We start from the raw sequence: 296 nt of genomic DNA, 5'->3' as shown, positions 1-296 counted from the left end.
GGCGACTTCGTCATGAAGCCGGACCTGTCGACGCTGCGCCGCGTTCCGTGGCTGGAGAAGACGGCGCTGGTCATCTGCGACGTGCTCGATCATCACACGCATGAGGATCTTGGACACTCACCCCGCGCGATCCTGAAGAAGCAGGTCAAGCGCCTGCAGGAGCGTGGCTATATCGGCTATTTCGCCTCCGAGCTCGAATTCTACCTGTTCAGCGAAACATACGATTCGGCGCGCAAGAAGCATTGGCAGGGGCTCGATAGCGCTTCGCCTTATATCGGCGACTACCAGATCGGCAT

At 59.1% G+C, this 296-nt stretch carries 1 pseudogene; it reads left to right on the top strand.

Going from position 1 to position 296, the window contains the following annotated elements:
* A pseudogene (locus EN786_RS37120) lies at positions 1-296 on the top strand (glutamine synthetase); the annotation flags it as partial.

The sequence above is a fragment of the Mesorhizobium sp. M4B.F.Ca.ET.143.01.1.1 genome (genome assembly GCF_004792275.1).
In the GTDB taxonomy this organism is placed as follows: domain Bacteria; phylum Pseudomonadota; class Alphaproteobacteria; order Rhizobiales; family Rhizobiaceae; genus Mesorhizobium; species Mesorhizobium abyssinicae.
The sequence above is the reverse complement of the archived record's forward strand: the minus strand, read 5'-3'. Positions and strand labels throughout refer to the sequence as shown.